Source organism: Kitasatospora sp. NPDC059803, assembly GCF_042732255.1.
Lineage (GTDB): Bacteria > Actinomycetota > Actinomycetes > Streptomycetales > Streptomycetaceae > Kitasatospora.
The window spans coordinates 1-5855 of the sequence record NZ_JBHWIJ010000410.1; the positions used below are offsets into that span (position 1 = coordinate 1).

Below are 5855 nucleotides of genomic sequence, written 5' to 3' on the forward strand. Positions count from 1 at the left end.
GGGGGCCGGCCAGGGGCGGGACGGGGCTTTCAGGGGCGACCCCGGCGAGGTACTTGGCGGCGGTGGCGAGGGGGCCGATCCGGGCGGCGGCGGAGGGACGGGGCGGCGGCGCAGCGCCGGGGCGGGGGTGCCGACGGGGCCGGGCAGGCCGGGGCCGGAGTCGGTGACCTCGATCCGCAGGCGGTCGCCGCTGATCGAGGCGGTGACCTGGAAGCCGTCGTCGGGCCGCCCGCCGGCGCCGTGCTCGACGGCGTTGGCGCAGGCCTCGCTGAGGGCGACGCCGAGGTCGTGGGCGATCTGCGGGTCGACGCCCGCCGTCGCCATGGCACCGAGCAGGATGCGCCGGGCCAGCGGGACGCTGGCCGGGTCGCGCTTGAGGTGCAGAGTCCACCAGATGTCCACGGGAGGTCCCTCCTGGCTGCGGCTCCACATACAACTAGGTATCTCCGGGCGATTCGGCGGTGAACCGTGCCCGGGGCCCGCTGCCGCCCGTTCGGCGGATGGACTGAGGCCGTGGATTGTGCCGAGTGGCGCACTCTCCGGCCTGCACGCCGCTGCCGAACGGGGCATTCGTAGGGATTTCCCACCCTGCCCACGCGGGCGAGGTAGGCGGTGAGATGATGTCTCGGCCATGACTGCCCTCCCCGCCGCCCCGCTCCCGGGCGCCCTCGCACCGGATGCGCCGGTGGGGGCCGCCGCCTGGGACCTGCGGCTTGCCCGGGCCGTCCCGTTCGCCCTGGTGTGCACGCTGATAGCGGCCGCCGGGCACGCCCTGGCGGGTGGCGGGAACGTGCCGCCGGCCGCGTTGGCGACGGGCTTCGCCGCGGTGCTGGTGCTCGCGGTGGCCTGCGGCGGGCGGGAGCGTTCGCTGACGGCCATCGCCGGTGCGCTGGGCGCGGGTCAGCTCGGGCTGCACTGCCTGTTCCACAGCTTCAACGGCCACGCCGCGATCGGCGGCATGGCCGGCATGCACCACGGCGGCTCCGGTCCGCTGACCCTGCCGACCGTGGCGGGCCGGCTGATCTGCAACGAGGCGCGCCCCGGCACGCTGGCCGGCCTGCCCGGGAGCCCGACCGCCGAGCAGCTGGTCTCCTCGGCGGGCCTGGACCCGAACGCGTACGCCGTCGCCCCGTGGTGGCAGGGCGGCGTGTTCGGGATGACGCCGTCGATGCTGGCCGGGCACCTGGCCGCCGCGCTGGTGGCGGGCTGGTGGCTGCGGCGTGGTGAGGCGGCGCTGTGGCGGCTGGTGCGGGTGACCGCGTCGGCGGCCCGGGAGCACTGGGCGGCGCCGCTGCGGTCGGCGCTGGTGCTGGTGGCGGCGCTGCTGCGCGGCCTGTTCGGCGCGGCCGGTCCGGCCCGTCGGTTCGGGGTCCGGGGCGGGGAGAGTCCGCTTCCGGCGGGTGCCGCGCTGCGGCACAGCGTGGTGCGGCGCGGTCCGCCGCGCGGGGTCTTCGCGTACTGATCCGGCTCCTGGCGCCCCGTTCGTGTCGGGCCCCGGTCGTGCGCAGCGTCCCCGGGCCGGTCCCGTGTGTCCCCGACATCCCGTGTGTCCCCGACACGCCGACGGCCCCCGGTTTCCGCCCCCACACGTCCCCAGCACGTCCCCACGCGCGGCCCCGCCGAGGCACGGTCTTCCCGTCGCCCGGACGCGGGCCGGTCCGCCGAGCTCCGATCGGAGACACCCCATCATGCGTTCCCTTCCCACCCGCCGTCTCGCCGCCGTCGCCCTCACCGCCGCCGCCTCCGTGGTGGCGCTGGCCGGCCCCGCGTTCGCGCACGTCACCGTGAACCCGGGTGCGGCCGCCCAGGGCGGCTACACGGCCGTCGACTTCCGGGTGCCGAACGAGAGCGACGCCGCCGGCACGGTGAAGCTGGAGGTCAACCTCCCGCTGGACCACCCGCTGGCCTCGGTCCGCACCCTGCCGCTGCCGGGCTGGACCGCGGCCGTCGAGAAGGCGAAGCTCGACAAGCCGATCAAGGTGCACGGCAGCGACGTCAACGAAGCCGTCTCCAAGATCACCTGGACCGCCGACGCCGGCACCAAGATCGCCCCCGGTCAGTTCCAGGAGTTCCGGGTCTCGATCGGCCCGCTGCCGTCCGACGCCGACAGCATGGTCTTCAAGACCCTGCAGACCTACGACAACGGCGACGTCGTCCGCTGGATCGACGAGTCCAAGGACGGCCAGCCCGAGCCGGCCCACCCGGCCCCCGTCCTGAAGCTCACCAAGGCCGCCGCCGGTGAGGACGCCCACGGCGGCGTCACCGCCTCCCCCTCCGCGGGCGCCCACGGCGACAGCGCCGACCACACCGCGGCCCCGGCCGGCGCCAAGTCCAGCGACTCCACCGCCCGGGTGCTCGGCGTGGTCGGCATCGTGGTCGGCGTGATCGGCACCGCCGTCGGCGTGCTCGGCCTGCGCCGCCGGAGCAGCGGCTCCGCCTCCTGACCCACCCCGCACGATCGGATCTCCCATGCCCCGCACCACCCGCACCACCCGCCTGGCCGGCGCGGCCGCCGTCGCGCTCGCCGCCGCCCTGACGCTGACCGCCTGCGGCTCCTCCGGGGGCGGCTCGACCCCCGCCAAGGTCACCAAGCAGAAGTCCGACTCGCCGTACCAGGGCACGGTGCTCACCAAGAACTTCGAGAAGCCCGACCTCCAGCTGACCGACACCTCCGGCCAGCCGTACGACCTGCGGCAGCAGACCAACGGCAAGACCACGCTGCTGTTCTTCGGCTACACCAGCTGCCCGGACGTCTGCCCCACCACCATGGGCGACATCGGCGTCGCGATGAAGGCGCTCCCGGCCGAGGAGCGGCAGAAGGTCAACGTCGTCTTCGTCTCCACCGACCCGCAGCGCGACACCCCCAAGGTGCTGCGCACCTGGCTGGACTCGATGGGCAGCGACTTCATAGGCCTGACCGGCGACCTGGCCAAGGTGAAGACGGCCGCCAGGTCGCTCGGCATCATGATCGAGGACCCGGTGGTCAACGCGGACGGCACCGTCACCTCGACCCACGGCGCGCAGGTGCTGGCCTTCCTCCCCTCGGACGACAAGGCGCACGTGCTCTACCTGAGCGGCACCGAGGAGAAGACCTACGAGCACGACCTGCCGCTGCTCGCCAAGGGGGTCGCGGCATGAAGGCCTCGACCGGCCACGCCCCGGCCGGCCGCGCGACCCTCGGCTTCCGGCGGACGGCGCTCACGGGCGCGGTACTGGCGACGGCCCTGGGCGGCGGCGCCATCCTGGTCGCCTGCGGGGCAGGCGGTCAGGACGGTGCCGGCGGCGGGGCGGCCAAGCTGAGCGTCGCCGACTCCTACATCCCGCTGCCCCCGGCCGGCGGGATGGCCGCCGGCTACCTGACCGTCCGCAACGACGGCGGGCAGGACCAGCTGGTCAAGGTGAGCAGCCCGGGCGCCGAGTCCGTCACCATGCACCGCTCGACCCCGTCGAGCATGGAGCAGGTCCCGAGCCTGGACGTGCCCGCGCACGGCGCGTTGCAGTTCGCCCGCGGCGGCACCCACCTGATGATCATGGGATGGCAGAAGGCCCCCGCCCTCGGCGACGAGCTGGAGCTCGACCTGACCTTCGCCAAGTCCGGCACCCTGTCGGTCAAGGTGCCGGTCAAGGAGCTCACCTACCGCCCCGGCCAGAGTTAAGGGGACCGCCAGCATGGAGAAGGCCGCCCACCGCCGCATCGCCGGACTGCTCGGGACGCTCGGCGCGCTGCTCGCGCTGATGCTCGCCGGCGCCGGACCGGCCGCCGCGCACGCCACCCTGGAGTCCACCGACCCGCACCAGAACTCGGTGGTCGCCACCGCCCCGCAGGCGGTCACGCCGACCTTCAGCGAGTCCGTGTCGCTGTCCAGCGACTCGGTGCGGGTGCTCGACCCGGCCGGCAAGGCGGTGGACACCGGCAACCCGGGGCACACCGACGGCAAGGCGGACACCGCCCGGGTCGGACTGAACAGCGGGCTCGCCAACGGCACGTACACCGTCGCCTGGCGGGCCGTCTCGGAGGACTCGCACCCGATCGGCGGCGCGTTCACCTTCTCCATCGGCGCGCCCTCGGACACCTCGGTGTCCGCCACCGCGCTCCAGGGCGCCAAGGCCGACGGCCTGGTCTCCGCCCTCTACGGCACCGGGCGCACCGTCGCGTACACGGCGTTCGCGCTGCTCGCCGGCGTCGCCGCGTTCGTGCTGATCTGCTGGCCGGAGGGCGCCACCCGGCGCCGGATGCAGCGGCTGCTGATGACCGGCTGGGCGGCGCTACTGACCTCCACCGTCGCGGTGCTGATGCTGCGCGGCCCGTACGAGCGCGGTTCGGGGATCGGCAAGGCCCTCGACCTGTCGCTGGTGCGCGCCACCCTGGACGAGCGGATCGGCACCGCGCTGGCCGCCCGGCTGCTGCTGCTCGCGGCGAGCGGGGTGTTCCTGTCGCTGCTGGTCGGCCAGTTGGGGCAGCCGGCCCGGCCGGCGGCGCAGCCCGGCGGCGCCGGGAGCACGGGGAGCACCGGAAGCGCGGGCGACGCGGAGACCGCGGACGCCGAGGAGGCCGAGCTGCGGGAGCTGGAGCAGCGCGCCGCCGAGCGGCCGCAGCGCGAGGCCCGGCTGGGCCTCGGCGTCGCCGGGCTGGTGCTCTCGATCGCCCTGGCGGCGACCTGGGTCGGCGCCGACCACGCCTCGGTCGGCATCCAGGTCTGGCTGTCGCTGCCGCTCGGCATGCTGCACCTGATCGCGATGGCGCTCTGGCTGGGCGGCCTGGCCGCGCTGCTGGTCGCGCTGCGCGAGGGTGTCGGCGCGCAGGTCGTCGACCGCTTCTCGAAGGTCGCCTTCGGCTCGGTCGCGGTGCTGGCCGCCACCGGCGTCTACCAGTCCTGGCGCGGCCTCGGCAGCTGGGGCGCGCTGACCGGCACCGAGTACGGGCGGCTGCTGCTGGTGAAGACCGGCTGCGTGGCCGTGATGCTCGGCGCCGCCTGGTTCTCCCGCACCTGGCTGGCCCGGCTGCGCGCGGCCCCGGCCGAGGCGGCGGAGATCGAACGGACCGCGGTGCCGGAGCCGGTCGGCGCAGCCGCCGCGCACTCCGAGGACCCGCTCCGGCAGGCCCAGCTGGCCCGCCAGCAGGCGGCCCGGGAGAGCGCCGGGCGCGAGCGCGGGCTGACCCCGACCAGGGCCGGGCTGCGCCGCTCGGTGCTGGTCGAGGCGCTGGTCGCGGTGGCGGTGCTGGTGGTCACCACGATGCTCACCAACTCCCCGCCCGGGCGGGTGGCGAGCGAGGTCAAGGCCGGTGCCGTCGCACCCGCCGCCGGACCGGCCGCCGGGGGCGCGCCCGCCCCGCAGACCGAGCCGGGCCGCACCGTCGAGCTCAAGCTCCCGTACGACACCAAGGGCCGCACCCCGAACGCCAAGGGGACCGCGACCGTCACCCTCAACCCGGCCCGGACCGGCCCGAACGAGGTGCACCTCGCGCTGACCGGCGCGGACGGGCAGCCGGTGGACGTCCCCGAGGTGCAACTCGCCTTCACCCTGCCGGACCGCGACCTCGGCCCGCTGCCGGTGGCGCTCACCCCGGAGGGCACTGGCCGCTGGAGCGGCACCGCGCAGCTGCCGCTGGCCGGCACCTGGGTGGTGTCGGTGCAGATCCGCTCCTCCGACATCGACCAGACCACCCCGACCCAGCAGTTCAAGATCGGCTGACCACGATGGAGCACACCTCGACGGACCGCACCACGGCGGACCGGGACACGACGGAGAGGGCGGAGGCGGAGAGGCCTGCAGCACAGGGTGCTCAGGCGCCCGGCCGCGCCGGCTTCACCCGGCGGGCCCTGCTCGGCACCGCCGGCGCCGGGCTGCTGGCC

Annotated in this window: 6 protein-coding genes; 5 read left to right on the forward strand and 1 reads right to left on the reverse strand. The window is 75.5% G+C overall.

The features are described 5' to 3' along the window. The coding region (locus tag ACFV6I_RS36800; RefSeq protein WP_380430369.1) for an ATP-binding protein at nucleotides 1-402 on the reverse strand (402 nt) is incomplete at its 3' end. Nucleotides 403-631: 229 nt separating this feature from the next. Here ACFV6I_RS36800 and ACFV6I_RS36805 point away from each other — a divergent pair. From ACFV6I_RS36805 to ACFV6I_RS36825, 5 genes are all read left to right on the forward strand, one after another. Further along, complete coding sequence (locus ACFV6I_RS36805) at nucleotides 632-1462, forward strand: hypothetical protein (RefSeq protein WP_380430372.1); 831 nt, start codon at nucleotides 632-634, stop codon at nucleotides 1460-1462. A 226-nt stretch (nucleotides 1463-1688) separates the two neighbouring features. After that, nucleotides 1689-2444, forward strand: a complete 756-nt coding sequence (locus ACFV6I_RS36810; protein ID WP_063348370.1) for a YcnI family protein — start codon at nucleotides 1689-1691, stop codon at nucleotides 2442-2444. Between the two features lie 25 nt (nucleotides 2445-2469). Next, on the forward strand, nucleotides 2470-3138 hold the full coding sequence (locus ACFV6I_RS36815) for an SCO family protein (protein WP_063348371.1): 669 nt from the start codon (nucleotides 2470-2472) through the stop codon (nucleotides 3136-3138). Beyond that, nucleotides 3135-3656: a copper chaperone PCu(A)C gene (locus ACFV6I_RS36820; protein ID WP_079135711.1), complete on the forward strand. Its 522-nt coding sequence runs from the start codon at nucleotides 3135-3137 to the stop codon at nucleotides 3654-3656. Before ACFV6I_RS36815 ends, ACFV6I_RS36820 begins: the two co-directional genes overlap by 4 nt. Nucleotides 3657-3669: 13 nt before the next feature. Further along, nucleotides 3670-5694 (forward strand): FixH family protein, encoded by a 2025-nt coding sequence (locus ACFV6I_RS36825; RefSeq protein WP_380430375.1) that lies wholly within the window; start codon nucleotides 3670-3672, stop codon nucleotides 5692-5694. Nucleotides 5695-5855: the final 161 nt, after the last annotated feature.

Bases quoted from the DNA above. Each gene is read 5' to 3' on its own strand.
- ACFV6I_RS36805 (WP_380430372.1), top strand. From the start codon at position 632: ATGACTGCCCTCCCCGCCGCCCCGCTCCCGGGCGCCCTCGCACCGGAT.
- ACFV6I_RS36810 (WP_063348370.1), top strand. From the start codon at position 1,689: ATGCGTTCCCTTCCCACCCGCCGTCTCGCCGCCGTCGCCCTCACCGCC.
- ACFV6I_RS36815 (WP_063348371.1), top strand. From the start codon at position 2,470: ATGCCCCGCACCACCCGCACCACCCGCCTGGCCGGCGCGGCCGCCGTC.
- ACFV6I_RS36820 (WP_079135711.1), top strand. From the start codon at position 3,135: ATGAAGGCCTCGACCGGCCACGCCCCGGCCGGCCGCGCGACCCTCGGC.
- ACFV6I_RS36825 (WP_380430375.1), top strand. From the start codon at position 3,670: ATGGAGAAGGCCGCCCACCGCCGCATCGCCGGACTGCTCGGGACGCTC.